Below are 26,494 nucleotides of genomic sequence, written 5' to 3' on the forward strand. Positions count from 1 at the left end.
TGCGTGAATATTATCTAAATGTAAGTTAATATCAGATATACTCTCCTCCTTATGAATAATATTAAAGCAAAAAAGAAGTATGGACAAAATTTTTTAAAGGATGACAATATCCTATTAAAGATCATCGAAGCGATGCCCAATAACAATAATCATATTGTAGAAATTGGCCCTGGCTTAGGTGATTTGACGCAAAAAATGCTCAAATACAAAGATATGACTGCTTATGAAATAGACAGTGATTTGCTGACTATTTTAAAGTCTAAATTTGCAAGTGAAATACAAAGTAAGAAGCTAGAACTGATCCACACTGATGTTTTAGATATTTGGAAACAAAATAATACTTTGTATGATGGTAAATACGATCTGATCGCAAATTTACCATACTATATTGCAACAAACATTATATTAAGGGCCATTGAAGACCCGAATTGTGATAACATTATTGTTATGATTCAAAAAGAAGTTGCTGTAAAATTTGCTGCATCAGAAGGAGAGAAAGAGTTCTCTTCTTTAGGTGTTATCGTAAAATTAACTTCAAAAGAAGCGAGAATACTATTTGATGTACCTCCCACTTCTTTTGAACCAGCTCCCAAAGTGATGTCTTCAATTCTTTATATTAAAAAAGACAGTACTCAAGTATTGGAGAACCAATTTAAAAGCTTTTTGAAAGCTGCGTTTACGCAACCACGAAAAAAGCTTTCAAAAAACCTCTCAACCAATATTGATAAAGAATCACTGTCTGAAATATATAAAGAACTTAATATCGATGAGAACATTAGACCTCATGAGCTTAGTCCATCTTTGTATCGCCAAATGTACAACAAGGTGATATTAAATGACAAACGAACAGAACAACCCGAATAACCAGGCTGCTATAGAAACTAGTAAAGAAACAACTCCTATTACAACGAATGTTGTTGAAGGCACTAATCAAGAAGTTGATGCCAAAGCAAAATCGACTAATCCGAGATACAATAACAGAAAACCACGTTATAACAAAGAACAATCCGTTCAAGAAAATGGTGAAGTTACGACAGAAGGTGCTCCTGCTAAAAGAAGACCTCCTAGAAAACCAAAAGCAAAAGCACAAGCCATTGAGAATTTTGATGAGAATACCAATCCACAAAAAGGTTGGATAACGGATCTTAAAAAAGCACATTTAATCAATGAGAAATCGCATAAAGACCGATTAAATCCTCACTACAAATTAAACTTAAACTCTACATGTAAAGTAAGAATCACTCCACTTGGAGGATTGGGTGAAATTGGTGGGAATATGATGGTGATTGAAACAGACAATTCTGCCATAATTATTGATGTAGGAATGAGTTTTCCGGATGAAAATATGCATGGAGTTGATATTTTAATTCCTGATTTCAGCTATTTAAGAGAGATTAAACACAAAATTCACGGTATTGTTATTACTCATGGACATGAAGATCATATTGGAGCCATGCCATATCTGTTTAAAGAGTTACAATTTCCTGTTTATGGAACACCGTTACCTTTAGAGATGATTGGTTCTAAATTTGATGAACACAAAATGAGAGAACACAGAAGATTTTTCAGAGCCATTGAAAAAAGAGTTCCAATCAAAATTGGTGATTTTGAAGTTGAATGGATGCACATTACACACTCAATTATTGATTCATCATCATTGGCAATTAAAACAGATGCAGGAACAATCATTCATACAGGAGATTTTAAAATTGACCATACTCCAATTGATGGTTTCCCAACAGATTTACACCGATTTGCACATTATGGAGAACAAGGAGTATTACTTCTATTAAGTGATTCTACCAACTCTCACTCTCCTGGTTTTACCAAATCAGAAAAAACAGTTGGCCCTACTTTTGATAACCTTTTTTCAAAAGCACAAGGAAGAGTTATTATGTCAACGTTCTCTTCAAATATTCATCGTGTTGCACAAGCGATTGAACATGGGTTAAAATATGGAAGAAAAGTGTGTGTTATTGGAAGATCTATGGAGAAAAACTTAGAACTTGCAATGAGACTTGGATACATCAAGTTTCCTAAAGACCAATTTATTGATGCCCATGAAGTCAATAAATTTAATGATAAAGAAGTGTTGATTATTACAACAGGGAGCCAAGGTGAAGCGATGAGTGCTTTATACAGAATGGCAATCCATGAACACAGACACATTAAAATTAAAGAGGGTGATCAAATCATTCTTTCAGCACGTGCAATTCCAGGAAATGAAGGAAGTGTTTCAACTATTATTAACCATCTGTTAAAAGCAGGTGCTAAAGTAGCCTATCAAGACTTCAGTGAAATTCACGTATCAGGACATGCTGCCCAAGAAGAGCAAAAATTAATGTTAAGATTGGTTAAACCAAAATTCTTTTTACCAATCCATGGTGAATATAATCATGCACTTAAACATTCTCAAACAGGAATTGATTGTGGTGTATTAGAACGAAATATTTACGTTATGTCTGATGGTGAACAAATCGAAGTCACACCTAAATATATGAAAAAAGCCAAATCTGTTAAAACAGGTAAAGTCTATATTGACAATCAATTAAACCACAAAATATCAGATGATGTTGTAATAGACAGACAAACAATGGCCAGTGAAGGTGTTGTTATGATTGTGGCACAAATCAATGAAAATGACAGAAAAATTGTTCAAATGCCAAGAGTAAAATCTTTTGGTTTAGTCCCTGACAAACAAGACAAAAGTTTTTCAGTTGAGATTGAAGAACTCCTTGTTACATTCTTAAATAATGTCAAACCCGGTGTTCTTAAAAACAATAAGATATTAGAAGATGAAATCAGAAAAGTTGTCAGAAAACATTGTGTAAGAAAATACAAAAAATATCCAATGATTGTACCAACTCTGTTTGTACAATAAAAAAGGCATAACATGAACTATATTCAAATAGCCAAAGATGTTTTGTATACAGAAGCAAAAGCATTGGAATTGGCTGCTGAAAATATCGGCAATGAATTTGAAAAAGCAGTTAATCTTATTACCCCTAGTGAAGGGAAACTCATTATTACTGGAGTAGGAAAATCTGGACTTGTTGGTGCAAAAATTGCAGCAACATTAGCCAGTACGGGAACAAGTTCTTTTTTCCTTCATCCGACAGAAGCCATGCATGGCGATTTAGGAATGATTGGAAAAAAAGATATTGTTTTAGCCATTTCATACAGTGGAGAGAGTGAAGAGTTAATTCAAATTTTGCCTCACTTAAAAAGATTTGATATACCGTTAATCGCCATGGCTAAAAATCCAAACTCAACTTTGGCACAATATGCTGATATCTTTTTTAATATCAAAGTAGAAAAAGAGGCCTGTCCTTTAGATACAGCACCAACATCTTCTACTACATTAACCATGGCAATGGGAGATGCATTGGCTGTTGCATTGATGAAAAAAAGAGATTTCAAAAAAGAAGATTTTGCCTCTTTTCACCCTGGTGGAAGTTTAGGAAAACAACTTTTTGTCAAAGTAGATGATCTCTTAAGAAAAGATGATTTACCAATTGTTTCACGTGAAACAAAACTCAAAGATGCCATTGTAGTTATGAGCCAAGGAAGACTTGGGAATGTTATAATCATTGATGAGAATGAAAAAGTGATTGGCCTTTTAAGTGATGGTGATTTAAGAAGAGCATTAATGAATGAGAACTTTTCTTTAGATTGCAGTGTAGAGAGTATAGCCACACTCAATCCAAAGAGTTTAAAAAACAAAAACATGTTAGCAAGTGATGCATTAGAGATGATAGAGAACTATAAAATTCAACTTCTATTGGTTTTGGATGAAGAAGAGAAACTTATTGGTACACTTCACATACATGATTTAATTGAAGCGGGAATCAAATAAGGTAGCTTATGAAAAAAGAAAATGAAGCAGAAGAGTTAAGACTTAACAAGTTTATATCTCATAATACAAATTACTCAAGAAGAGAAGCCGATAAACTTATTCTTGAAGGGAAAGTTACCATAAATAAACAACCCGTAAAAGATGCGGGATGTAAAGTCACTGAAAATGATGTTATTGCAATCAATGGCAAAGCAATACGAGTTGAAAAAAACAAAATTGTTACGGTCATCGTTTACAATAAACCCAAAGGTGAACTTGTAACAAAAAATGACCCACAAGGTCGAAGAATCATCTTTGATACTTTGGGTAAAAAATATCAACACTTTTTGCCTATTGGGCGATTGGATTATGCCAGTGAAGGCGTTTTACTTTTAACAGATTCAATTGAAGTACACAATGCTTTAATTCATTCCAATTTAGAGAGAGTCTATAAAATAAAAGTAAATGGACCCATAACCAAAGCGATTGAAAATGCAATGGTACAAGGCTTGGAACTTGAAGATGCCACCAAAGGAGCAAGAAGCGACAGTAAAATTACTTCTATGACGTTTGCACCTTTTACAGGGTATCAAATTCAAACCAATAACAACAATTACTCAAAACTGAAAGTTGCCATTGCAGAGGGACAAAACAGAGAGTTAAGACGATTTTTTGCCCACTTTGATTTGGAAGTACTAGATTTAAAAAGAGTTGACTTTGGGGGAATATCTTTAAACAATCTGCCTACAGGTAAAAAGAGATACCTTTCGAGAGAAGAGTATAAAAATTTAAGAGATTACATAGACGATCAAAACAACTATGAATAATCTAGCAACACTATTACGACCAACAAATTTAGAAAATTTTGTTGGTCAGTCTCATATTATTCACCCTTCAAAAGCACTCTATAAACTTATTCAAAAAAAAGATATACCGCACCTCTTTTTCTATGGGAAACCGGGTACAGGCAAAACAACTTTGGCAAAAATCATTGCAAAAACCATTGGTACAGACTATTTCTATTTTAATGCAACAACCATCAAAGTTGAAGAACTCAGAACCGTTTTTAAACGCTACACCAATACGTTAATCAAACCTTTGATTTTTATTGATGAAGTGCACCGTTTATCAAAAAACCAACAAGAAGTTCTTCTGCCTATTATGGAAAATTATGATGCCATTATCATAGGGGCAAGTACAGAAAACCCATTTTTTACTCTGACCAATGCAATTCGTTCACGCTCTTTTACTTATGAGTTTAAAGCGTTAACTACGGCGGAATTAACTCAAGTATTTAATCAAGCTATGAACACCTTAACCATTTCAATCACAGATGAAGCCAAAGAGTATTTAATCAATTCAAGCAGTGGCGATGCCAGAGCACTGCTCAATCTTCTGGATTTTGCAGCAAAAATCTCATCGGAAATCACACTTGAGCTTTTATTGGAACTGCGTTCAAAATCGATTGGCGATGGCATAAGTTCAAGTGATTCACACTATAATTTAGCCAGTGCCATGATTAAATCTTTACGAGGAAGTGATGTTAATGCTGCATTGTATTATCTTTCACGACTTATTGAAGGGGGAGAGAGCGTAGAGTTTATTACCAGACGAATGGTGATTTTTGCCAGTGAAGATATTGGTAATGCCAATCCCAATGCACTTAACCTAGCAGTAAGCACTATGATAGCTTCAAATAAAATTGGCTACCCAGAGTGCAGAATACTCTTAGGGCAATGTGCCATCTATTTGGCTTCATCACCCAAATCAAATGCTTCATATATGGCAATCAATAAAGCCTTACAAGAAGTAAAAAATGGTAGAATATTAACCATACCCAAACACTTAGAAGACAGTGCTTTTAATTACAAATATCCACATGATTTTGGTGGCTGGGTTGAACAAGAGTATTTAAAAGAGGATATCAACTTTTATCACAGTTCAAACATAGGATTTGAAAAAACACTCAATGAGTGGCTTAAAAAAATAAAACAGAAGGAAGAGTAATGGAATATTATAGTTGGGTTTTAACCTTTCACGTTATGTCATTTATGTCATGGATGGCGATGCTTTTTTACCTGCCAAGATTGTTTGTTTATCATGTGGAAAACCATGATAAGAAAGAGTTTGTAGAAATAGTAAAAATACAAGAAGAAAAAATTTACAAATATATTGGTTATCCTGCAATGTGGGCAACTTTTTTAAGTGGAGCAGTGATGCTTTATTTGAACCCGTCACTTTTAGAAGGTGGCAGTTGGATGCATGCAAAAATTTTTGTAGTAACGTTATTGATTATGTACTCTTTATCTCTTGATTATTTTAGAAAAGAGTTAGCCAATGAAACGTGTGAAAAAAGCGGAAAGTTTTTCAGAGCGTACAATGAAGTGCCAACACTTTTTGCCCTATTGATTGTGGGTTATGTTGTGACCAAGACATTCTCACTTCTTTTTACTTTAATATCCCTGCTGCTGTTTTGTTTTATCGCATATAAAATTATGCAACCCAAAAAAGGATCTTAATGACATTTGAAAAGTACTATCTGCTCGATACCAACATCCTACTTGAAGATGCAACCAACATATTTAAACTCTCTGACGATGGCAAAAACTTAATCATACTTCCTGAAACTGTTTTGGATGAAATTGACTCTAAAAAAAGTGGTTTTGATGAAATCAATTTTCAAGCCAGACAATTTGCGCGTATTTTAGAAAATGCTACCATAGTAGAGTCAAAAAATGAAAAAGATTGCAAAATCATTCGACTTAAAGTCTCTGAACAAAACAAAGCCATTATTGATGTGATATCAAAAGAGGATTACATCACCAACTCTAAAAATATTCCCATCAATATTTATAATGACAGAAAAATACTCGAAATCGCAAAATTTGCAAACAGTTATTACGAAAAGAGTATCAATTTTATTTCATTGGATATTATGGCAAGAACCAGAGCTCTCTCTTTGGACATAAAAACAGATTCTTTGCTTGGTTCACGAAAAGATGATTTTGATTTTCAATTCACTAAATATGTTGAAGTCAAATTTGAAGAGATAGAATTTTTAGAAAATGAAGATATTTTAAAATATGACCCCGATTATAAACCTTACAATTTCACCTACTGTTTTAAAGTAAAAAGTTCAGATCAAGTCATCTTAGCCATGATTCAAAATAAAAAGATACGAATACTGGATGAAGTGGAAATACGAGATCAAATCATTACTCCATTAAATAAAGAACAACTTTTCTTCTGTAATGCCATTTTACAGCACTTCTACAACGTTTTAATTGTAGATGCCAAGGCAGGTTCAGGAAAAACACTTTTAGCGCTTAGTGGGGCTTTAAAACTCATTAGAAAAAAAGAGTATCAACGCATTATTTATATTCGGAACTCTATTGAGTCACTGGATAAAGGCGAAGATATTGGTTATTTACCTGGTTACGATGAAAAATTCAAAATATATAACCACCCTTTAATGGACAGTTTAGACTTTATTGTCAGAAGTGAACACAAAAAAAAGAATACGAATAAAAAAGTGCCTTACGATATTTTAGAAGACAGTGAAGTGACCACTCGAATTGAACAACTCATTGCCAACTATAACATCGAAACAATGTGGGTAGGAGAGATGAGAGGACGAACACTCTCTAATGCCTTTGTCATCATAGATGAAGCACAAAATATGTCCAATAAAACCATGCAAATGGTACTTTCACGAATTGATTCTACGTGTAAAGTTATTGTATTGGGAAGTAACATGCAAATCGATAACTTCTACGTCAACAAACACACCAATGCTCTGACCACACTTTTAAAATCGACCAAAGAGGGGAGCGACTTGGTTCATCTGTTTGCCGTTACCCTCAAAAAAGTCCTAAGAGGTCCAATTACAGAGTGGGCTGAATATATATTTTCTCCTCAAAACAAATAAAAAAAGTAAAACCAACTTTTAGAGAATTTCTGATACCTTAAGGTATCAGAAAAAAGAAATTGTGGAACATTACTTGTATGTACCTATATTATGATTCTTAAAAAAATGGCAAAAGGCAATATGAAATGAGAACTGACGTACTTATTATTGGAGCAGGAGGAGCAGGATTAAGTGCCGCTTTGAGTGCTAAGAAAAACCACGCCAATGTATTGGTAGTATCAAAATCATTTCCTACACATTCACAAACTTGCCAAGCACAAGGTGGCATCAATGCCGTCATAAACAAAAAAGACTCCATACAAAGCCATCGTAATGACACCTACAAATCTTCACATAAATTGGGCAATCAAACAATCATTGAAACCTTATGTTCACAAGGTGAAGCGACCATAAAATGGCTCGATGAATTGGGTGTGCCATTCAGTCGAAATGCAGAGAATAGAATTGCTCAACGTAAATTTGGTGGTGCTTCATTTAATCGAACCTGCTACAGCTCCGATTATACGGGATTAAAAATTTTACACACTCTTTATGATACGTGTATCAAAGAAAATATCTCTTTTTTAAATGAACACTTACTCTTAAATCTGATTAGAGAAAAAAATCAAGTCATTGGCGCAACTTTTCTTGACATTAACACAGGTGAAGTCAAAGCCCTTTATGCAAAAACAGTTATTTTAGCTTCAGGTGGATATACGGGCATTTACAGTGGTTTTAATACCAACTCAAGTGCCACAACAGGTGATGGTATTGCTGCTGCATTGAGAGCAGGAGCGACACTTTCCAATATGGAGTTTGTGCAATTTCACCCTACTGCAATGGAAGGTTCAAATGTATTGGTCAGTGAAAGTGCACGAGGAGAAGGGGGTTATTTAATCGATGAGAATGGCGAACGTTTTGTTGATGAACTTCAACCACGAGATGTGGTTGCCCGTGCCATTTATGAAAAGCTGCATCAAGACAAAAAAGTTTACTTAGATTTAAGACACTTGGGTTTAGAAAAAATCAATGAAACCATGCCTCAAGAGAGACGTCTTGCCATGGAATTTGCCAATGTCAAACTTGAAAGTGATTTATTGGCCATCAATCCTGCTGCACACTATTGTATGGGAGGTATCTTAGTGGACAACCATTCTCAAAGTAGTATAAAAAACCTCTATGCCTGTGGAGAGTGTTCACAAAGTAATGTCCATGGAGCAAATCGATTGGGAGGAAACTCACTGCTTGAAATCATTACCTTTGGTAAAATGGCGGGAAAACACGCTGCAGAAAAGGCCAAAACCATTGAAACTCAAACATACAGTGAGCATCATCAATTAATTCACGATAAAAATTTCATAGAAAACCTTTTTCATTATCCCAATCAGATTGATTTTTACGACAAAAAAGCGTGTATGGGAAAGATTTTCTTTAAAAATGTGGGCCTTTTTAGAAATGATATGAATATGAAAGCCGTACATTCACAAATCAAACAGTGGCAAAAAGAGTTGCCGCTTATGGGAATTGGAGATAAAAGCAGACATTACAATAAAAATTTGGTCGATTTTTTAGAATTTCAAAACATGTTGGAACTTTCTGAAACCGTTGTTTCAAGTGCATTAAGCCGATGTGAAAGCAGAGGAGCGCATTACCGAACAGATTATCCAAACGAGAGTGAAGCGTACGAAAAAAATTCAGTGGTTCACAAAACAGATGATGCAATAACAGTAATGTTCAAGGATGTGTTATGAAGATAAAGATTTCAAGATTTGATGCCAATAAAACCCCTGAGCCCATACTCAAAGAGTATGAAGTTTCACACACACGAGCACTTGAAGCTCTGCATGAAGTCAAAACAAAAAAAGACAATACTCTTACATACCGATGCGGTTGTGGAAGTGGTGTTTGTGGAAGTTGTTCCATCAGAGTCAATGGAGTTGAAAGGCTTGCTTGTAAAACGCATCTGAATGAGGGCGATGTCATTGAACCCATCAAATACACCAAACGCATTCGCGATTTGGTGGTGGATTTAGAGTTTGAAGAGGCCTTGCTTAAAAAAACAAAGGCATTTCTTGAAAGTTACCAAGACATACCCATCACAAAAGAGGATGAAAAGGCCATTGATACTCAAAGTAACTGTATTTTATGTCAAAGTTGCTACAGTTCATGTCCTGTCTATGAAGTCAACAAAGATTTTTTAGGTCCATATGCCCTCACACGTGTATTACGATATACAAACGATAAAAAAGAGTCCAATGAAAGATCAAAAATAGATGCCATACAAAAAAATGGCATCTGGGATTGTACCCTGTGTGGAAACTGCACCATGGTATGTCCACAATTCATTGACCCCAAAGCCGATATTATGAAGTTGAGAACAAAAAGTTACCAACATGGATACACTGATCCTGCTTTAGAAAACAATTTTGGATTTAATGACTCTTTTTCTCAAGATGATTTTGGCTTTAACCCCAACAGTTTTTAACTGTAACCAATTTGTCTCTGATAATAATTACAATTATGCATTTTAATAATTGGAGTTATACCATGGACAAAATTACATATGAAAAAAAACTCTCAGCATACAAAGTATCAGATGCCTCGTTGGAGTTAAAACAAAAAGCGATTCATGCTTTAAATGAACAATATTATGGAGCCACTCCAAATAAAATGAAAAGCATATTAAGTGATATTATTGAAAGTGCTGCAGAGTTAAAAGCAGAAGAGTATGCAGGATAATCAAACTCCAAAAGGAGTTTGACATTATTGGTTATCTTTTAAATAGAGATAATCAGACATTTTAGACCACTCTCGCACTTTTTTTAAGTACGCATGTTGAGAATCTAAAACCTCTTTTAGTAATGGATTGTTCGCGGTCATTTGCTCAATCAGTTCTTGATTGGCCTTTTTCATCGCATCCATAATAGGTTTAGAGAGTGTTTTGACTTTAATATTAGGGTACTCTTTTTTCATCTCTTGCCAAGCTGTTGCATTCATATCATAGTTTTGTATATACATATCATACGCAGCCAATCGCATTGAGACACGTAAAATTTCTTGCAAATCTTTTGGCAATTTATCAAATGCTTTTCTGTTGATTAAAAATTGCATCTCACTGGCAGGTTCATGCCAACCTGTGTAATAATAAGGCGCGATTTTATGAAATCCCATTTTAATGTCCATAGATGGTCCAACCCACTCTAATGCATCAATGGCATTGGTTTCCAATGAATTAAACAACTCCCCTGGAGCTATGTTGGTCACTTGAACACCCAATTTCGCCATGATTTCACCTGCAAAACCTGGTATTCTCATTTTGAGACCTTTTAAATCATCTAATGTTTTAATCTCTTTTCGAAACCAACCACCCATTTGTACTCCGGTACTTCCACCTGGAAAAGAATAGACATGATGTTTGGCATACACTTTTTGCATCAGTTCCAACCCACCACCATGATAAAACCAAGCATATTGCTCAGGTGCAGTTAAGCCAAAAGGCATAGAGGTAAAAGGCAACGTATTAATATCTTTTCCCTTCCAATAATAGGATGCAGTATGCCCCATATCATACTGACCACCTTTAACCATATCTAAAACACCAAGTGGTGACTTATGTTTATTGGCTGTATCCACTCGAATATCTAATCTGCCGTTAGACAGAGCCTTTGCCATTGCTGCCATATTATTAGCAGCATCAATTAAAGGTGAAAGTGTTGGTCCCCAAGTGGTAGCCATTTTTAGTTTATAAACTTTCTCTTTTGCAACCAAAGAAGTTGTAAAAATTAAACTTATAAACAGTACGGTTTTCAAAAAATTTCCCATATCATTCCTTCATAAAATTTAAGGCTGATTATATCGAAAAAAAATATAATTCATTATTTGAGAGAGTTTTATACTTAAAAAGAACTCCTTTGAGATATAAAAAAACAATTTAAGATTCTATATTGAAAAAGTAGGTATAATAGTCACATAGTTTATAATAGGAGTGCAATGTGCTAAAATCAGTATCAATCAAGGCTAAGTTATTACTTATAGTCATAAGTTCAATTGTCATTGTTTCTGCTGCAATGTTGATACAATCAGTTGTTTCACTGAAAGAAACTTCTGCTGCAGTAATTGAGAAATTTCAACAAGATGCTTATCAAACAAAAGAGGAAGAGCTTAAGAATTATGTTTCATTGGTCATGGAAACCATTGAATCATTCCATGAAAGAACCAATAAAGCTAAAGTAAAGGCTGAAGTAGAGACTCAATTAAAAAGCCAAACAAACTTTCTTTTTGCTATCTTAGAGGGAGAATATGCAAAATATAAAGGGAAAATACCAGACGAGCAACTCAAAGATATCCTTAAAAATGCGGTCAAACACTCAAAATATGGGGAAACAGGGTATTTTTGGATCAACGATACCGATGCCAAAATAATTATGCATCCTATCAAGCCTGCACTTGATGGAAAAGATATGAGTAATTATAAGGACGAAGGAGGGAAAAAAATATTTTCTGAATTTGCAAAAGTAGCAAAAGAGTCACAAGAAGGTTTTGTTGATTATGTTTGGCCAAAACCCGGATTTGACAAACCACAAGACAAAGTATCATTTGTTAAACTCTTTAAACCTTATAATTGGGTTATTGGAACAGGTGAATATGTTGATAATGTAACAGAACACCTAAAACAAGATGCTTTAACTGCAATCAGTAACATGAAATATGGAAAAGATGGTTACTATTGGATCAATGACTCTAAGCCAACCATGATTATGCATCCAATGAATTCTGCGCTGAATGGTAAAGATTTATCTGAAATCAAAGATGCCAATGGGAAGTTTCTTTTTACTGAAATGGCCAAAACTGCCAACGCCAATAAAGAGGGTGGTTTGGTTAAATATTCATGGGAAAAACCAGGAAAAGACAAACCTCAACCAAAATTCTCATATGTGCAAAAATTTGAAGATTGGGATTGGATTGTAGGTACAGGTGCTTATGTCGATGACATTGAAGTAAAAATCGCTGAAATGCACGATGCAACAGAACAACAAATACAAAATGTCATCATACGGAATTGTATTATTATCATTGTCATTATGATTGTCTTAGCTTTCTTAATGGCGTTTATTTCAAACAACGCTATTTTTAAACCGTTGAACAATTTCCAAGAAGGATTATTAAACTTCTTTAAATATATCAACAAAGAGAGACCCGATGTTGAACATTTAGATGATTCTGCCAACGATGAAATAGGTACCATGGCAAAAATCATCAACCAAAATGTGGTGAAAACAAAATCATTGATTGAACAAGATGATGCGCTTATTGCCGATGTTACAAGAGTTGTTGAAGAGATTAAAGAAGGGTTCTTATACAACAGAGTTGAAAAACGAACAGAGAATGAATCGCTACAAAAACTTCAAAATAAACTCAATGAAATGTTAGATAACCTTCAAACCAATATTGGTCGAGATACCAATATTATTTTAGATGTACTTGCACATTATGGACAACTTGATTTCAGACCAAATATCAAAAATGCTGAAGGTAAAGTTGAAATTGCCGTTAATGAATTGGCAAAAATTATCAATCAAATGCTTGCAGAAAATAAAGAGAATGGTCTCACACTGGATGCAAGTTCAGACATTCTTCTAAAAAATGTAGATATTTTAAATCGAAACTCAACTGAAACAGCTGCAGCATTAGAAGAGACAGCTGCTGCGTTAGAAGAGATTACAAGTACCATTATCAGCAATACAAACAATATTGCAACCATGGCATCCTATTCAAATGAGCTCTCAGAGTCCATTAAAGTAGGTCAAGGACTTGCAACCTCAACCGTAAAAGCCATGGATGAAATCAATGACCAAACAGAAGCAATTGCCGATGCCATTACCGTCATTGACCAAATTGCCTTCCAAACAAATATTTTATCTCTGAATGCTGCTGTTGAAGCTGCAACTGCTGGTGAAGCAGGGAAAGGGTTTGCGGTTGTTGCACAAGAAGTGAGAAATCTGGCTTCACGAAGTGCAGAAGCCGCTAAAGAGATTAAATCATTGGTTGAAAATGCCACAATTAAAACCAATGCAGGAAAAGATGGTGCTGATAAGATGATCAAAGGGTATGCTGCACTCAATGAGAGCATTGAAAAAACAACCAAAACCATCAAATCCATTGCAGAATCTTCTAAAGAACAACAAATTGGAATTGAACAAATTAATGATGCAGTAAATCAACTTGATCAACAAACACAACAAAATGTGGCCATTTCAAACACAACACATTCCATTGCAGAACAAACCGATGAAATTGCTAAATTAGTTGTATCATCTGCAAATGAAAAAGAGTTCCTTGGAAAAGATTCAATCAAAGCAAAAAAAATGAACAATGAATCGTTAGTCGTAAGTAACGTCGTTCATAAAAAAGTTGAAGTCAAAAAAACTGAGGCTAAAAAAGTTGAAACTAAAAAACCAGAAACAACAAAACAAACGCCGATGCAAACCAAAGAGAATGAGGTTAAAGTCGTAAAAGATACTAAACCTGCTAAATCATTTAAATCAATGACACAAGATGATGAATGGGAAAGCTTCTAGTTCTTCATGAATTCAATTAATGGGTAAGAGAGTCTCTCTTGCCCATTTTTTTTGCACTAAAATAGTGACTCTTGTGATTTAAAAACTCTGTACATGCTGTTGGGAAAATTTATCTTATTTTATAGGAACTCAAAGAGATGGTGACCACGGACAGACTTGAACTGTCGGCTTCCACCTTGTCGAGGTGGCACTCTACCACTGAGTTACGCGGTCACTTAAGAGTGAAATAATATTATATCTATACTTAAAAACTACTAATTACTTTAAAATACACTTTTTAATCTTTTTTCTTTTTCCCCAACCTAAAGTTTTTAATTCAGGAGCAGTGAGAAATTCATCGGTATAGCCCAAACACAAATAGGCTATAAATTTATACTCAGGTGAGATATTTAACGCTTTTTTGACTTTTTTAGGGCGAACAATACTCACCCAACCCATCCCCACATTTAAGCTGCGTGCCATTAACCACATATTCTCTATGGCACACACCACAGAGTATTCCCCACTTTTTTTCATATAGGTTTGTCCCAAAACTGCTTTTTTGGGTTTTTTATATAAAACAGCAATATTAATGGGCGCTTCTTTGATACCTTCAAGTTTAAGATTTTTATATAAAGGACGCTCTTGAAACTTCTTTTTACTTTTTTCATAACTTGAGGTAAAAATGGTGTGTATTTTATCTTTGGTTTCATCATTTTCAATGATAATGAAACGCCAAGGCTGGGAGAATCCTACAGAAGGGGCATTTTGGGCAGAGAGCAAAATCTTTTTTAAGACTTTCTTCTCAATAGGTTTTTGGCAAAAATGATTGCCTCTTACATCACGTCTGGCGACAATTATTTTATTGAGTGTTTTAGAGTCTTGTTTTGAAAAGTGCATCTATACGTTTAAATCGTGTAACTCTTTGAATAAAAAAGCTTCAACTATTTCATCAATACTTCTTTGTGTAGGAGCAACCAACACAGTAATATTTTCTTCCATAAAAGGCCAAACATACTCTTGTTCGTTTTGTACAACCACACAATCAATCCATTCATTAATCTCTTCTCTTCTTTTAAAAAAATCAACGTGTTTGATTTCACCTTCGTCCAATTCAACCAACGCCCAACTTTTAGTTTGATCAAGTGTTGTCAAAAGTGCTTCATATCTTTTATTTGAATCCAATGGTATTAAAATAAGCATTACTATCCTTTAGTGCATAGTCTATTTGTATTTATGCCATTGTACCAAAATTAAATATTTATTTTGCTTGTGTCTTGTTACTTTTCACCTGCGTAAAATCAAGTTTAAACTCTGTACCCACATCAATTTCAGAAAAGATTCCTATCTCAATCGCATAATCCTTGCATACAGTTGAAACTACATCCAACCCTATACCAAACCCTCCTTCTTCATTTGTGGCTCTTCTGTAGCGTTTAAAGACCTCTTGTTGCATATGTTTATCTATTCCTATGCCTTCATCTCGTACAATTAAATGAAAATCATTAAGTTCAATATAAATATTTTTTCGTTTTCGTGTATATTTCAACGCATTGGACAAAAGATTATTGACCACCATATTCGCACTGTATCTGTCCATAACAATGTTGCACGATTGTAAATTGGTATGAAGTGTAATCAATTTACTTTTTGCTATTTCATCAAAAAAGAGTACATTTTGTTCAATCAGCTCTTTTAAATCAAACTGTTCATCGTATCGTTTAACAATATCTCCATTGATATTAAATAACAATTTTTCATACGTTTGTTTGATATTTTTTGCACTGGCAATCATTTGATTGATGGTTTTTTCTTCAATATCGTACCGTTTCTTTAAAGCAGGAACAATCATCATCAAAGCCGTAATTGGAGTATTAAGTTCATGAGAGCTGTCTTTAACAAAACGATTGAGTTTCTCCGCTTTCTCTTTGACTGGTTTTAAGAGAATCCGACTCAATACATACCCAAAACATGCCATAATAAAAAAGCCCATAATAAATAAAAATACAACCCAATATTTCAACCGGTTTATCTCATTCACACCACTGGTATCTTCCACAATAATATATTTGTATTCAATATGCTGATCTGAAAGATTTAAGACGTGAAGGCTTCTGTTTTCAAAATGGTGTGCACTTTTGGTTAAATCAATATCATCCAATGGAAACTTCAAATCAGAGTAAAACACCGAGTTGTCGTTTTTTAAAATGGCATAATTTAGCACCTCATTTTCATGAGTAAAATGGTAAGGGATATGTTTCATGTGAGCTTCTAAAATCTCTGATTTAACTTTCCATGCAGCTTGACTGGTTTTCATACTGCATTGATCTTCAAACATCGTAACTTCTCGTTCAAAATACATGAAGGCAATGATGAGCATAAAAAAAGTTGAAGAGAGCGTATAAATCAGTAAAAAACGAATTAATGCACTTTTTTCTTCTTTATTCATAAGCATACCCCAATCCTCTGATTGTTCTTATTTTTTCATGCCCAATTATTTTTCGGATATTTTTAATATAGACGCGAATGGTTGTCTCACTGGGAACCTCATCCCAATTCCAGATATTTTGTACCAACTCATCAAAACTGATGGTTTTACCTTTTCTGGAGACCAAATAGAGCAAAATCTGACTCTCTTTTTTTGATATTTCATATTCCATACCATTTTTGAGAATTAAATGTTTATGGCTATAAAATTTGCTCTGTTCATCTAAGCTGTAGATGTTCTCTTCATCCAAAGAGAAGCGTTTTGAAAGATTTTTAATGCGTTGATGAAGTTCTTCTAAATCAAATGGCTTTTTAATGTAATCATCACAACCAATTCCAAACGCTTTTTTCAAATGTTCAGTATCTTGATACGCAGTTATCATAATGACAGGGGTTGTAATATGATACTCTCGAAGCATTTTTAAAAGTTCTATACCACTGAGCAATGGCACATTGATATCAAAAATAAAAAGATCAAATTTTTCATTTTCTGCACAACTTAAGGCTTCATTCCCATCTTCCGCAAGTATGGTTTCAAACCCGTGTTCTTGCAAACTTGTAAAAATCAAATCACTTAAAATGGCATCATCTTCTAAAAGAAGTATTTTCATAAACGGCTCTTTTGTTTTGTTAAAAAAGAGATTACTCTCTTTTTCCTAAAAAGTAATCAATACTGATTTTACCCGCACCATGCGTAGCAAATATAATCAAAAATGCCATATAGTATAAAGGGATTTCAAAACCATTATCTCCCGCGGCAAAACCATGAGGCAGATGCACCGTAAGAATGGCTACTATCATCACCACAATTAAAGGCAAAGAGATATAACGTGTCAGCAATCCAAGTGTGAGCAATACCACTCCTACTATCTCAGTTGTTGCAGCCATATAGGCATTAAGTAGTGGGGCAGGAATACCTAAAGATTCAAACCAAAAAGCAACACTTTGAATGTCATGCCATTTATTTATAGCAGGTTCATAAAAACCATACGCCACTAAAAGTCGCGCAAAAAAGAGCGCCAAACTTTGGAAATTGTTTAACCCATTTATGATTGTTTGAAACATCGCTAATCCTTTCTTTTTAGAACACCTAAAGCGCATAACTCTTTTAAAGGTTTCTCCAAAAGGGCTTTGACCTCTTTGGTTTTAAGTCTGTATTTTTCAGTGATTGTTTTTAACGCTTTTTTCAGACTTTGCGTTTTTAACAACACCAAATATTCATACATAAAAGATGAAAGCTCTCTGTAAATTACTGCTTGAGCAGTTACATCATAATAGACCAATACAAAAAATTTGCCTTTGGTGTTGAACTTTTTTAAATAGACTTGATATGAGAGCTTTTTAATTCTAGCACATTTTGATATTTTAAAAAATTTATCCCAATTGAATTTTGAAATCTTTTGGGCAGAATAATCTTGCATAAAAAGTTCAATTTCAATCCATTCAAACCATAAAAGGTCATTGATATAAGGCATATGTTTAAAATGCTTTTTCTCTTTTTTTACATAGGCTCGAAACTCATTGGGCAGTTTCCAAATCAACTCATTTTTGGCACCGTATTGGATAAATTTTGTAATAACATCTTTTAATATTTGTGTATCAACGTGTGAAAAAAATATCGGGTTTGCATTTGAAATGACTTCAAAAAAACGGTGATGTACCAACTCTTTATAGAGTTGAATGGGGGTTTCTTCCCCTTTTAAAGCAGCTTTTTTATCGGTGATTTTATCAATAAAAACCTGTTGTTTTACTCTATCACTCATTTAACCCCCTTATGGATTTCTTGCAAAGTTGTATACTCTATTAATAAACTCTCTAAAGAGGGAACATTGTTATCTCTTTCTATCATTGAAGGGGCTTTGACTTTTTCTAATGTATATTTGAGTAAATCCCAAACATCTTGTTTGACCTCTTTCCCATGCGTATCAATCAAAAATCCCGACTCTTTATCATCAAGGTGACCCGCAACATGTATATAAGCTACCGTTGACGTATCCAAATCGCTGATAAATTTTTTGGCGTCATAACGATGATTGACCGAATTGACATAGACATTATTCACATCTAAAAGAAATCGAACCTTGCTTTTGTGTATGAGTTCATTGATAAAATCCACTTCACTCATTTTTGCATCAGGCAGATAATAATACGTGGCATTTTCCAAAATCAAAGAACGCCCCAGAAAATCTTCCACATATTTCACTCGGTCCAAGAGCAGATTCAGCATGGATTTGGTCAAAGGTAAGGGAAGCAGTTCATACGTTTGATTGTTCTTAAACGTAGAGAAACTGATATGTTCAGAGTAATCTTCTATTTTATATCGATCTAAAAACTCTTTGATGGCTTTTAAAAACTTTTTAGAAGGTTTTTTATCTGAACCAATCGATAAAGAGACCCCATGTGCAACAGTTGTATTGCTGCTTACAATTTCCTCAAAAGCCTCTCTGTGGTGATGGGGCATATGTATCCAGTTTTCGGGTGTGACTTCCCAAAAATCTGGCTTAAAACCATGGGGAATGACCTCTTGAATAAACTCTCGTCTTAAACCCAATCCACACCCGTGTAAATGACTCATAACATCTTCCCTTGTTTCAACTGTTATTTATTTCCACCACATTTTGCATTGGCTGCTTTTGTGTCCGCTTTTTTTGCACCACAACCTGCGTTACCTATTTTTTCTTCAACTTTTTTTTCTGCTTTTTGAGCACCACAGTTTCCATTACCCACTTTTTTTTCTACGGGTTTTTCATCCATGTTTCCACCACATTTTCCTGCACCACATCTTGCATCACTTGCAAATGATGCCGTTGCACTCATGAGACTTGTTCCTAATAATACTCCTGCAACTTTTAAAGCTTTTTTACTCATTGTATCTCCTTTTATTATTTAATTAAGGAATTATAGTTGTATATTGTTGGGTTAATGTTGGATTTAAACCATTTTTTTATATCACTGTAAAGAGCTATAAGATAAAATCTCACACCAAAAGGATATACAATGAATGAAAAAGATATAAAAGAGTTTTTAACTATGGTCATGCCCATGTTAAAAGATTTGCCCGAAGAGGAGATTATTGAGAACATCAATAACATTCCAGACATGAGTGAAGAGGAGAGAGCAAAATTCATACAAGCCATTTTGCTTCTGAAAGAGGAGAAGTAATCGTATCTCTTGATACGATTCTTACATATAGGTTTTTTTAAACCAACGACTGAAAATAAAAATACTCCACAAATGTTGTTTAAACTTTCGCTTAGATGCTAAGGCATAAATGTGTTCAATGTACTGCTCATTAAAAAAGTTGGTCTCGTTATTGACCTCTTTGATTAAACGTAGAATTTCATTGCCAAAATGTGCAAAAATCCACTCATTAAAAGGAGAGTTAAACCCTTTTTTGGTTCGCAGGATAATCTCATCGGGGATATACTTTTTTGCAATCTGTTTTAAAAGGTATTTGTTCGTATTGCCCACTTTAAGTGAAGATTCAACGCCAAACATATAATCAACCAAACGGAAATCTAAAAAAGGATTTCTCACTTCAATGGAGTTTGCCATGCTCATTTTATCCACTTTTGAAAGTAAACTCTCTCCCAACCAAATCTTTAAATCAATGTAACTCATCCAATCTACTGGGTCTTTTTTGGCGGTTTCATTTTTATACTGAGGCACTTTGTTAAACAATCGTTTTTTTTGAATCTCAGTAAATATTTCACCAAAGGAGTTGTATATGTTCTCTTTTTTAACGACACGTCTTAAATACTCACTCTCTTTGGTATTGTTTTGAAGTGCTGAAATAATGGTATCTAAAAAAGCTGTTTGCCCACTGCTCAAACTTTTCTCAAACTCATAATAGTTTAAAAACTTGGCATAGTTGTCGTACCCTAAAAAGAGTTCATCGCTCCCCTCTCCACTTAAAACCGTTTTAATGCCCTGCTCTTTAATTTTTTTGCTCAATAAATAAAGTGGTATGGCCGCACTGTCTCCGTGTGGTTCTTCTAAAAACTCCAAAGCTTCATCAAATGCAGCAATAAACTCTTTTTGAGAAATCTCTAAAGGGTGATGTTCAGAGTTAATATGTTTTGCAGCAAGTTGCGCATAGGGAAGTTCACTGTAAGTTTTATAATCACTGTAACCCACAGAAAAAGTATGTATCTTTTTGCCTGAAATATGCGTATACAAAGCAGAAACCAAAGAAGAATCAATGCCCCCACTTAACAGACTTCCTACTTCAACATCGGCTTTTATTCGACTCTCCACACTTTCAAACAGCAATGCTTCAATATCTTTTAATGCCGTAGGTTCATCTTTGGTTTTTTTATACGTATTGATTTTATAGTACTTCTTTTTTGTAAAAATACCTTTTTCATAAAGAATATAACTGCCCGCCTCTAACTTTTGAATATCGGTAAAAAAAGTGTTTTCGTTAATGGGTACAAAGTATTGGAAATATTGACTCAATGCCACTTTGTTTATTTTTGGCGTGTATCCCAGCAGTTTTATGATGGGTTTTATCATGCTAGAGAAGATAAATTTGTTCTCTTTAAAATAGTAAAAAAAAGGTTTTTTGCCGTATCGGTCACGTGCACAAAAATATCTCTCTTTTTTAATATCGTAAATACAAAAACTGAACATACCATTAAGTTTGTTTAAAAAGTTCTCTTCATATTTTTGATAGAGTCGAATAAGCACTTCGGTATCAGATTGTGTTACACAAGAAAGTGCTTCTTCGTTTTTGAGTGCTTCAAAGTTATAAATCTCTCCATTAAAGACAATTAAAATATCATCAAAAAGCATGGGTTGATTTGCTTCAGCATCCAAATCAATGATACTTAACCTTGTGTGTCCAAAAAAGTTCTCATTCACTTGTTGTGTAGCACTAAAATCGGGCCCTCTATGATGAAGAGAAGCAGTGATGGCTTCAAAATTTTGTTGTGAGTTGTAATTGCACCCTACAATTCCACACATCTCTAAACTCCAAAAAAGTGTTTAATGATCTCTAAATAGAAATAAATAAGCACAATAAAAGCAATAGAAGTGATTAAAATAGCACTCGTGACATCATGCGGTCTGCAGTTATACAGTGCAGCTAAATTTACATTATTTACTGCTAATGGTACCATAAGTTCCATGAGTAAAATGGCTGCAACATACCCATCTAAATCGGAGAGTAAAATCACAATCAATCCCACGAAAGGCAACAAAAGGAGTTTGACAAAGGTGATATGAAAAGAGAGTTTCCAAGCCGTTGTTTTAATGCGTATTTCACTTAAATAGATTCCAAAAATAATCAATTGCATCACAATACCTGCGTATGAACCCATCTCTAAGACTCGTTCAAAGTGCATATGAATGGGAATGTGATAGTAATTAAACACAATTGCAATGACAGAAAACCAAATGGCCGGTATTTTAAAAATGGATTTTAACGAATCTTTAAAAGAGAACTGATCTTTGGCAAAAAAATATACACTGAAAATATAGATAAAAAAAACATTGGCAATATTTAAGATACTCGTATAAGGGACACTTGCAATTCCAAAAAGTGCAATTCCTAAAGGGATACCTAAATTCCCAGTATTCCCCACCAATGAAGCCGCCAAGTAAACCGATTGATCTTTAGAATCAGAAAAAATTCTTTTATTTAAAAGCAATAAGATGGCCAAGCAGACAAAAATAATACAAAAATATAAAAAAGGAGCAATGATAAACTCAAAGTTAATGGGTGCTCGTGTTAATCCCCAAAATATCAATATGGGTTGTAAAAAATAGAGATTCAGAAGAATAAAACTTTTTTGATCAATGCGCTCTTTGAATGTTCTTTTGAGAATAAAGCCTATAACAATAAAAAAGTAGATGGTGGCAACAGAGAGTAATGCTTCGATAACACTTCCTTTAAAAAAAGCAGATTTTAGCATAGAAAAATATAATATTTGATATGTTCAAAGGAGTAATTAAAAAAGCTAAGCAGAAAACGTAACTTTGCCCACAACCTAAAAAGAAGACGTAAGCAAAGTTTTCTCAAATAAGCATCAAACCATGATTCCTTTAATCATAAAAAAGACTGCTGCAGATAAAATAGCTGCTGCGGGAACAGTAATTAACCATGCTGCAATGATTTTTTTAACAGCATCTCGTTTTACATATTTAACACTTTTTGCCTCTTTAAAATTTTTCTTATCTTCTTTTAAATCCAATGTTTTTTCTTCAATTAACTTATATAAAACCACAATTCTTTGATAATGGGCTTTTGATTTTTTATCAATGGCTTGGACATCGCTCAACTCTTTTTCAAACGCATCCAGTGCACGTTTATCTCTTCTGAATCGTTTTCTGGCTTTACTGACATAGATTTTTTCACTTGAGTCTAAATACTCTCTTAAAAATCCTACACCAAATACACCTCCAACGGCAATGTGTGTTGAAGATACTGGCAATCCCAATTGAGAAGCAAGAATAACGGTTACTGCAGCAGCCATTGCGATTGAAAAAGCACGAACTTGATCAAGTTCAGTGATTTCACTTCCGACGGTTTTAATCAATCGTGGACCATATAAGGCCAATCCAATAGCAATACCAATGGCACCTACAGACATAACCCAAAAAGGAATCCCCACTTTTGAAGCAACACCTGCGTTCATCACCGCATCATTAATGGCCGCCAAAGGTCCAATGGCATTGGCAACATCGTTTGCACCATGAGCAAATGATAAAAGTGCCGCTGCAAAAATAAGAGGAATGGTAAATAAACTGTTAACATCTTCTCGTGTATTTTTAATTTTTTGTGCCACTTTTGCTACCAAAGGTTTTACAAGCAAAAAAACCAAAAAAGAGATGATTAAGCCAATAACAGATGCCAGAAAAAAATCAATTTTAATAAGATGTTTGAGCCCTTTTAAAATAATATACGTTGAAAATGCCCAAGACATTGCCGCAATCAAATGTGGCACAAAAACTTGTGCAGATACAACCATATCTTTTTTAAACATAATGTTACGTTTTATAAAATATAAAACAGCTGCAGCAATAATTCCACCCAAAATAGGTGAGATTACCCATGAAGCAACAATTTGCGCTACTGTTCCCCAAGCAACAATAGAGAAACCAGCTGCAGCAATTCCTGCTCCCATGACCCCTCCAACGATGGAGTGTGTTGTAGAGACAGGAGCACCCACAGATGTGGCAAAGTTAAGCCAAATTGCGGCAGAAAGAAGTGCCGCTGTCATGGCCCAGATAAAAATATCTGGATTGGTGATTAACGCAGGATCAATGATTCCATTTTTAATGGTTTTAACCACTTCCCCACCTGCAATAAAAGCACCCAATGCTTCAAAAATAGCTGCAATAATAATTGCACCCATCATAGTTAATGCTTTTGAACCAACAGCAGGCCCTACATTGTTTGCTACATCGTTTGCACCAATATTCATTGCCATATACGCACCAAATACTGCACCAATAATTAAAAAAGTATTGTTTTGTATATTATCATGTGAAGCATAACTGTAAATAAAAACGATTGCAATAAAAAGAAGTGCCAGAGATATTTTCGCGAAACTAGGCGTAGTTTGACTCGCTGCTTTGTCGAATTTGTCTATTGTTTTAATATCCAAAATTAACCCTTTATTTTTGTTACTAAATTGTAATCAAGATATGTCAGAATTATAGTGGGAAGTTGTTTAGTAAAGATTTAAGGAAGCACAATATTTTTATAGTAAATATAGTGTTTTTATTTAGTAACTCTATATTTTATGTCAAAAGAAGTTGTAAATTTTAAGATGAATTTACTCTTTTTTCTTCTTTTTAGAGAACCCTGCACCCTTTTTTTTTTTTTTCCAAATCGAGTTTTTCAATAAGTTCCATATAATTAATCTCATTGGAGTGCAAAGTTGCAAAACATTGTGCAACTACCGCAATGGCATTAGGCACTTCACCCTTGGTTTTATACGCTTGAATGTTCTTTTCATTCACTTTAATTAAATTGGCAAATTTTGGCAGAGTAATTTCAGCATCTAAAAGCAGTTTTTTAAAATCGATAAAAGTCATGGGGTATCCTTAGTGATATATGCAATCATACATAAATCTCTATAAATTATTACTAAAATATATAACTAAAGAGGAGAATGTGTTCTATTTGAGTTGTTTACAACAGAAGAGGAGATTAATCTCTTCTTCTGCTTCTTGAACTTGATGATGAATCTGATCCAGATTTTGAACCACCATAAGAGCTTGAGTTTCCTCGTCCTCTCGATGAATTCGAACTTGGTTTTGAACCAGAGTTGCTTCTGCTTCCACTGCTTCTATTTCTAGAAAAGTTTCCTCGTCCTCTGTTTCCACCTCGTCTTTTGTCATATCCGTCATCTTTTTCATTTTTCATTCGCTCAAAAAGTCTCTCAATATCACTTTCTGACTTTCCAATGAAATTGCTTCCTTTAACAGACGTGTCATTTGCAAGCATAGAGGCAAGTTTATAGGCGATTGTTTCCATATCAAAATCAGCTTTTAACTCTTCAAACAGTGTTACAACACTGTCTTCAATTTTTTGTTCTCTGATTTTTTGAAGGAATGAAGAGACTTTTTTATCTTTAACACTCTTAATATTTGGAATCACTTTCGCTTCTAATTTTCCACCCGTTGTTTTTTGAATTTTTTGAATCATTCTAAACTCATGTGGAGTTACAATAGAGATGGCTTTACCCTCTTTCCCTGCTCGTCCAGTTCGTCCAATTCTATGCACATATGACTCACTGTCAAAAGGTAAATGGTAGTTAAAAACGTGACTGACATCGTTTACATCTAATCCACGTGCAGCAACGTCAGTTGCAATAAGCACTTCAAGTTTACTTTTTTTGAAAGCGTTAATGGCTTCTTCTCTTTGTCTTTGCTCCATATCTCCATGAAGACCTTTTGCACTAAACCCTTGAGATACAAGGAATGTTGACAATCTGTCAACCTCTTTTTTAGTTCGACAAAAAATGATTGATTTTTCAGGGTTTTTAAAATCATACAATCGAATTAACGCGTCATCTCTTTCGTGTTCATCCACCACATAAAAAGTTTGTGTGATTTTATTGTTGGTCATTTCTGCTTTAGTAATAGTAATAAACTCTGGTTCGATTAAAATGGTTTGTGCCAATTTTTTAATGGCCAATGGCATTGTTGCAGAAAACAGCAATGTTTGTCTTGTTTTTGGTAAAAAAGTAAAGATCTCTTTAATGTCATCAAGAAATCCCATATCAAGCATTTCATCTGCTTCATCAAGCACAACATAATCTGGAGCAATCTTAATTTTATTCCCTTTAAGAAGGTCTAAAAATCTTCCTGGTGTTGCTACAATAACAGAAGCATTTTCAATATGATTCAACTGTCTTGAGTATGATTGTCCCCCATACACAGTTGCTGTTTTAATGTTTAAAAATTTTCCAAATCTGAAAATTTCATCCGAAACTTGCATAGCAAGCTCTCTTGTTGGAACAATAACAACAGCTTCTACGCTGCCATCACATTTCAATTTATTTAAAATTGGAAGACCAAATGCTGCAGTTTTACCTGTACCGGTATGGGCTTGTCCCACCATATCTTTTCCTGCTAATATAACAGGAATCGCATCTTTTTGAATTGGACTTGGTTCTTTAAAACCTGCCTCATCAATCGATTGTTGTAGTTTACTTTTGAAATTAAATTCATTAAAAGTCATTGTGTTACCTTTGT

At 34.2% G+C, this 26,494-nt stretch carries 26 protein-coding genes and 1 tRNA gene; 12 read left to right on the plus strand and 15 right to left on the minus strand.

Annotated features, from left to right (window positions below):
- The first annotated feature begins 51 nt into the window (after window positions 1-51).
- From rsmA to ACNI3C_RS03580, 10 genes are all read left to right on the plus strand, one after another.
- Window positions 52-864, plus strand: a complete 813-nt coding sequence (rsmA, locus tag ACNI3C_RS03535) for a 16S rRNA (adenine(1518)-N(6)/adenine(1519)-N(6))-dimethyltransferase RsmA (protein ID WP_419770871.1) — start codon at window positions 52-54, stop codon at window positions 862-864.
- Entirely contained in the window at window positions 836-2,881 is a 2,046-nt protein-coding gene (locus tag ACNI3C_RS03540; protein WP_419770872.1) for a ribonuclease J, read from the plus strand. Before rsmA ends, ACNI3C_RS03540 begins: the two co-directional genes overlap by 29 nt.
- 12 nt (window positions 2,882-2,893) lie before the next feature.
- Window positions 2,894-3,856: a KpsF/GutQ family sugar-phosphate isomerase gene (locus ACNI3C_RS03545; protein WP_419770873.1), complete on the plus strand. Its 963-nt coding sequence runs from the start codon at window positions 2,894-2,896 to the stop codon at window positions 3,854-3,856.
- Window positions 3,857-3,864: 8 nt separating this feature from the next.
- The gene (locus tag ACNI3C_RS03550; RefSeq protein WP_419770874.1) at window positions 3,865-4,662 is read left to right on the plus strand and encodes a pseudouridine synthase; all 798 of its coding nucleotides are present in this window, start codon (window positions 3,865-3,867) and stop codon (window positions 4,660-4,662) included.
- Window positions 4,655-5,842, plus strand: a complete 1,188-nt coding sequence (locus tag ACNI3C_RS03555; RefSeq protein ID WP_419770875.1) for a replication-associated recombination protein A — start codon at window positions 4,655-4,657, stop codon at window positions 5,840-5,842. The genes ACNI3C_RS03550 and ACNI3C_RS03555 overlap by 8 nt, the downstream gene beginning before the upstream one ends.
- A complete protein-coding gene (hemJ, locus tag ACNI3C_RS03560; RefSeq protein WP_419770876.1) occupies window positions 5,842-6,354 on the plus strand; it encodes a protoporphyrinogen oxidase HemJ in 513 nt (170 codons plus the stop codon). The genes ACNI3C_RS03555 and hemJ overlap by 1 nt, the downstream gene beginning before the upstream one ends.
- The gene (locus tag ACNI3C_RS03565; protein WP_419770877.1) at window positions 6,354-7,763 is read left to right on the plus strand and encodes a PhoH family protein; all 1,410 of its coding nucleotides are present in this window, start codon (window positions 6,354-6,356) and stop codon (window positions 7,761-7,763) included. The genes hemJ and ACNI3C_RS03565 overlap by 1 nt, the downstream gene beginning before the upstream one ends.
- 125 nt (window positions 7,764-7,888) lie before the next feature.
- Window positions 7,889-9,493, plus strand: coding sequence for an FAD-dependent oxidoreductase (locus tag ACNI3C_RS03570; protein WP_419770878.1), 1,605 nt, complete (start codon window positions 7,889-7,891; stop codon window positions 9,491-9,493).
- Window positions 9,490-10,227, plus strand: coding sequence for a succinate dehydrogenase/fumarate reductase iron-sulfur subunit (locus tag ACNI3C_RS03575; protein WP_419770879.1), 738 nt, complete (start codon window positions 9,490-9,492; stop codon window positions 10,225-10,227). The genes ACNI3C_RS03570 and ACNI3C_RS03575 overlap by 4 nt, the downstream gene beginning before the upstream one ends.
- Before the next feature lie 62 nt (window positions 10,228-10,289).
- Window positions 10,290-10,481, plus strand: coding sequence for a hypothetical protein (locus tag ACNI3C_RS03580; protein WP_419770880.1), 192 nt, complete (start codon window positions 10,290-10,292; stop codon window positions 10,479-10,481).
- A gap of 24 nt (window positions 10,482-10,505) precedes the next feature.
- Here the strand turns inward: ACNI3C_RS03580 and ACNI3C_RS03585 are convergent, their stop codons facing one another.
- The gene (locus ACNI3C_RS03585; RefSeq protein WP_419770881.1) at window positions 10,506-11,564 is read right to left on the minus strand and encodes a TRAP transporter substrate-binding protein; all 1,059 of its coding nucleotides are present in this window, start codon (window positions 11,562-11,564) and stop codon (window positions 10,506-10,508) included.
- A 170-nt stretch (window positions 11,565-11,734) separates the two neighbouring features.
- On the opposite strand from ACNI3C_RS03585, the gene ACNI3C_RS03590 reads away from it, so the two are divergent.
- Window positions 11,735-14,320 (plus strand): methyl-accepting chemotaxis protein, encoded by a 2,586-nt coding sequence (locus tag ACNI3C_RS03590; protein WP_419770882.1) that lies wholly within the window; start codon window positions 11,735-11,737, stop codon window positions 14,318-14,320.
- Between the two features lie 138 nt (window positions 14,321-14,458).
- Here the strand turns inward: ACNI3C_RS03590 and ACNI3C_RS03595 are convergent.
- From ACNI3C_RS03595 to ACNI3C_RS03635, 9 genes are all read right to left on the minus strand, one after another.
- Window positions 14,459-14,533 (minus strand) — tRNA-Val (locus ACNI3C_RS03595).
- Window positions 14,534-14,578: 45 nt separating this feature from the next.
- Window positions 14,579-15,199 carry a 5,6-dimethylbenzimidazole synthase gene (gene bluB, locus ACNI3C_RS03600; RefSeq protein WP_419770883.1) on the minus strand — a complete coding sequence of 207 codons (621 nt, stop codon included), beginning with the start codon at window positions 15,197-15,199 and terminating at the stop codon, window positions 14,579-14,581.
- Window positions 15,200-15,502, minus strand: coding sequence for a hypothetical protein (locus ACNI3C_RS03605; protein WP_419770884.1), 303 nt, complete (start codon window positions 15,500-15,502; stop codon window positions 15,200-15,202).
- 58 nt (window positions 15,503-15,560) lie between these two features.
- Window positions 15,561-16,748, minus strand: a complete 1,188-nt coding sequence (locus tag ACNI3C_RS03610; protein WP_419770885.1) for a sensor histidine kinase — start codon at window positions 16,746-16,748, stop codon at window positions 15,561-15,563.
- Complete coding sequence (locus tag ACNI3C_RS03615) at window positions 16,741-17,397, minus strand: response regulator transcription factor (protein ID WP_419770886.1); 657 nt, start codon at window positions 17,395-17,397, stop codon at window positions 16,741-16,743. Before ACNI3C_RS03615 ends, ACNI3C_RS03610 begins: the two co-directional genes overlap by 8 nt.
- Before the next feature lie 31 nt (window positions 17,398-17,428).
- Window positions 17,429-17,851 (minus strand): HvfX family Cu-binding RiPP maturation protein, encoded by a 423-nt coding sequence (locus tag ACNI3C_RS03620; RefSeq protein WP_419770887.1) that lies wholly within the window; start codon window positions 17,849-17,851, stop codon window positions 17,429-17,431.
- Between the two features lie 2 nt (window positions 17,852-17,853).
- Window positions 17,854-18,549, minus strand: coding sequence for a hypothetical protein (locus ACNI3C_RS03625; protein ID WP_419770888.1), 696 nt, complete (start codon window positions 18,547-18,549; stop codon window positions 17,854-17,856).
- Window positions 18,546-19,361, minus strand: a complete 816-nt coding sequence (locus tag ACNI3C_RS03630; RefSeq protein ID WP_419770889.1) for a multinuclear nonheme iron-dependent oxidase — start codon at window positions 19,359-19,361, stop codon at window positions 18,546-18,548. The genes ACNI3C_RS03625 and ACNI3C_RS03630 overlap by 4 nt, the downstream gene beginning before the upstream one ends.
- A gap of 23 nt (window positions 19,362-19,384) precedes the next feature.
- On the minus strand, window positions 19,385-19,654 hold the full coding sequence (locus tag ACNI3C_RS03635) for a hypothetical protein (RefSeq protein ID WP_419770890.1): 270 nt from the start codon (window positions 19,652-19,654) through the stop codon (window positions 19,385-19,387).
- 129 nt (window positions 19,655-19,783) lie between these two features.
- On the opposite strand from ACNI3C_RS03635, the gene ACNI3C_RS03640 reads away from it, so the two are divergent.
- On the plus strand, window positions 19,784-19,948 hold the full coding sequence (locus tag ACNI3C_RS03640; RefSeq protein WP_419770891.1) for a hypothetical protein: 165 nt from the start codon (window positions 19,784-19,786) through the stop codon (window positions 19,946-19,948).
- Window positions 19,949-19,969: 21 nt separating this feature from the next.
- Here ACNI3C_RS03640 and asnB read toward each other — a convergent pair whose 3' ends face one another.
- From asnB to ACNI3C_RS03665, 5 genes are all read right to left on the minus strand, one after another.
- A complete protein-coding gene (gene asnB / locus ACNI3C_RS03645; protein ID WP_419770892.1) occupies window positions 19,970-21,751 on the minus strand; it encodes an asparagine synthase (glutamine-hydrolyzing) in 1,782 nt (593 codons plus the stop codon).
- A gap of 2 nt (window positions 21,752-21,753) precedes the next feature.
- Window positions 21,754-22,701, minus strand: coding sequence for an AEC family transporter (locus tag ACNI3C_RS03650; RefSeq protein WP_419770893.1), 948 nt, complete (start codon window positions 22,699-22,701; stop codon window positions 21,754-21,756).
- A 114-nt stretch (window positions 22,702-22,815) separates the two neighbouring features.
- Complete coding sequence (locus ACNI3C_RS03655; RefSeq protein ID WP_419770894.1) at window positions 22,816-24,396, minus strand: inorganic phosphate transporter; 1,581 nt, start codon at window positions 24,394-24,396, stop codon at window positions 22,816-22,818.
- 190 nt (window positions 24,397-24,586) lie between these two features.
- Window positions 24,587-24,829, minus strand: coding sequence for a hypothetical protein (locus ACNI3C_RS03660; RefSeq protein ID WP_419770895.1), 243 nt, complete (start codon window positions 24,827-24,829; stop codon window positions 24,587-24,589).
- A 115-nt stretch (window positions 24,830-24,944) separates the two neighbouring features.
- Entirely contained in the window at window positions 24,945-26,480 is a 1,536-nt protein-coding gene (locus ACNI3C_RS03665) for a DEAD/DEAH box helicase (protein WP_419770896.1), read from the minus strand.
- Between the last annotated feature and the right edge of the window lie 14 nt (window positions 26,481-26,494).

The organism is Marinarcus sediminis (SeqCode), from assembly GCF_048571275.1.
GTDB classification, from domain to species: domain Bacteria; phylum Campylobacterota; class Campylobacteria; order Campylobacterales; family Arcobacteraceae; genus Marinarcus; species Marinarcus sediminis.

Excerpts from the sequence above, each read along its gene's own strand:
- ACNI3C_RS03545 (WP_419770873.1), top strand. The coding sequence starts at position 2,894 with ATGAACTATATTCAAATAGCCAAAGATGTTTTGTATACAGAAGCAAAA.
- ACNI3C_RS03650 (WP_419770893.1), bottom strand. The coding sequence starts at position 22,701 with ATGCTAAAATCTGCTTTTTTTAAAGGAAGTGTTATCGAAGCATTACTC.
- rsmA (WP_419770871.1), top strand. The coding sequence starts at position 52 with ATGAATAATATTAAAGCAAAAAAGAAGTATGGACAAAATTTTTTAAAG.
- ACNI3C_RS03550 (WP_419770874.1), top strand. The coding sequence starts at position 3,865 with ATGAAAAAAGAAAATGAAGCAGAAGAGTTAAGACTTAACAAGTTTATA.
- ACNI3C_RS03630 (WP_419770889.1), bottom strand. The coding sequence starts at position 19,361 with ATGAGTCATTTACACGGGTGTGGATTGGGTTTAAGACGAGAGTTTATT.
- ACNI3C_RS03580 (WP_419770880.1), top strand. The coding sequence starts at position 10,290 with ATGGACAAAATTACATATGAAAAAAAACTCTCAGCATACAAAGTATCA.
- ACNI3C_RS03640 (WP_419770891.1), top strand. The coding sequence starts at position 19,784 with ATGAATGAAAAAGATATAAAAGAGTTTTTAACTATGGTCATGCCCATG.
- ACNI3C_RS03615 (WP_419770886.1), bottom strand. The coding sequence starts at position 17,397 with ATGAAAATACTTCTTTTAGAAGATGATGCCATTTTAAGTGATTTGATT.
- hemJ (WP_419770876.1), top strand. The coding sequence starts at position 5,842 with ATGGAATATTATAGTTGGGTTTTAACCTTTCACGTTATGTCATTTATG.
- bluB (WP_419770883.1), bottom strand. The coding sequence starts at position 15,199 with ATGCACTTTTCAAAACAAGACTCTAAAACACTCAATAAAATAATTGTC.
- ACNI3C_RS03570 (WP_419770878.1), top strand. The coding sequence starts at position 7,889 with ATGAGAACTGACGTACTTATTATTGGAGCAGGAGGAGCAGGATTAAGT.
- ACNI3C_RS03625 (WP_419770888.1), bottom strand. The coding sequence starts at position 18,549 with ATGAGTGATAGAGTAAAACAACAGGTTTTTATTGATAAAATCACCGAT.
- ACNI3C_RS03660 (WP_419770895.1), bottom strand. The coding sequence starts at position 24,829 with ATGACTTTTATCGATTTTAAAAAACTGCTTTTAGATGCTGAAATTACT.
- asnB (WP_419770892.1), bottom strand. The coding sequence starts at position 21,751 with ATGTGTGGAATTGTAGGGTGCAATTACAACTCACAACAAAATTTTGAA.
- ACNI3C_RS03610 (WP_419770885.1), bottom strand. The coding sequence starts at position 16,748 with ATGAATAAAGAAGAAAAAAGTGCATTAATTCGTTTTTTACTGATTTAT.
- ACNI3C_RS03540 (WP_419770872.1), top strand. The coding sequence starts at position 836 with ATGACAAACGAACAGAACAACCCGAATAACCAGGCTGCTATAGAAACT.
- ACNI3C_RS03635 (WP_419770890.1), bottom strand. The coding sequence starts at position 19,654 with ATGAGTAAAAAAGCTTTAAAAGTTGCAGGAGTATTATTAGGAACAAGT.
- ACNI3C_RS03605 (WP_419770884.1), bottom strand. The coding sequence starts at position 15,502 with ATGCTTATTTTAATACCATTGGATTCAAATAAAAGATATGAAGCACTT.
- ACNI3C_RS03575 (WP_419770879.1), top strand. The coding sequence starts at position 9,490 with ATGAAGATAAAGATTTCAAGATTTGATGCCAATAAAACCCCTGAGCCC.
- ACNI3C_RS03565 (WP_419770877.1), top strand. The coding sequence starts at position 6,354 with ATGACATTTGAAAAGTACTATCTGCTCGATACCAACATCCTACTTGAA.
- ACNI3C_RS03620 (WP_419770887.1), bottom strand. The coding sequence starts at position 17,851 with ATGTTTCAAACAATCATAAATGGGTTAAACAATTTCCAAAGTTTGGCG.
- ACNI3C_RS03665 (WP_419770896.1), bottom strand. The coding sequence starts at position 26,480 with ATGACTTTTAATGAATTTAATTTCAAAAGTAAACTACAACAATCGATT.
- ACNI3C_RS03585 (WP_419770881.1), bottom strand. The coding sequence starts at position 11,564 with ATGGGAAATTTTTTGAAAACCGTACTGTTTATAAGTTTAATTTTTACA.
- ACNI3C_RS03555 (WP_419770875.1), top strand. The coding sequence starts at position 4,655 with ATGAATAATCTAGCAACACTATTACGACCAACAAATTTAGAAAATTTT.